The 881-nt window shown below is 71.6% G+C and carries 2 protein-coding genes; both read left to right on the top strand.

Going from position 1 to position 881, the window contains the following annotated elements:
* The first annotated feature begins 168 nt into the window (after positions 1–168).
* Entirely contained in the window at positions 169–639 is a 471-nt protein-coding gene (locus tag EHS43_RS45280; protein WP_125196128.1) for a DUF5709 domain-containing protein, read from the top strand.
* 51 nt (positions 640–690) lie between these two features.
* On the top strand, positions 691–881 hold a 191-nt coding region (locus EHS43_RS45275; protein WP_125196127.1), incomplete at its 3' end, for a type B 50S ribosomal protein L31.

Genomic DNA, 881 nt, shown 5'->3' with positions numbered 1-881 from the left:
GCGTTGCGCAGTCCCGACACGGGGTGGAAGGCTGGACAGCAGCACCGGCTCAGGGAGCGCTCGCGGACGGCAGGATTCGACGGTGGGCGCGGCAAGTGCCCCGTGGGTCCGTGGCCCGTCCCGGGCCGCGGAAGGACCGGGCCCGTCCCCTTCACCTGGAGGTACCCCGTGGACAGCTCCGACGGATGGGGAGACGACGTCTACCAGCCCGACGGTTCCGAGATCCAGGACGACGCGGGTCTGCTCGACGCGGAGGACACCCTGGAGGACGACGGGATCGGTGACCCCCTCGACCGCGGCTGGTCCCCGCCGGACAGGCCGTGGGCAGTGGAGCACAACGGTGTGACGGCCGCGGAGCGGTGGCAGGGCGAGACGCTGGACGAACGCCTCGCCGAGGAGATGCCCGACCTCGCGCCGGACGACGGCGACGGCATCGGTGACGTCGACGGCACCGACGGCGAGATCCTGGACAACGAGGTCGGCGCACTGCGTTCCGGCCGTCTCGTGGCCCCCGACGAAGGGGCGCACGAGGACGAGGAGAGCGCGCTGGTCGCCACGGACGTGGGCATCGACGGAGCCGCCGCGTCCGCGGAGGAGGCCGCGATGCACATCGTCGACGAGGAGTCCCTGCCCGGCTGACCCCCACGGCCGCTCTACCCGTACCGTTTTCCCCGCCCCCGAGGAGCAGCCATGCAGCAGGACAAGCACCCCGACTACCACGAGGTCGTCTTCCGCGACCGCTCCGCCGGCTACGCCTTCCTGACCCGGTCCACCGCCACCAGCGACCAGACCATCGAGTGGGACGACGGCGAGACGTACCCGGTGGTGGATGTCGAGATCTCCTCCGAGAGCCACCCCTTCTACACCGGCAAGGCCCGCAC

It is taken from the genome of Streptomyces sp. RP5T, assembly GCF_003933965.1.
Classification (GTDB): Bacteria; Actinomycetota; Actinomycetes; order Streptomycetales; family Streptomycetaceae; genus Streptomyces.
This window is presented reverse-complemented; position numbering and strand designations above follow the sequence as displayed.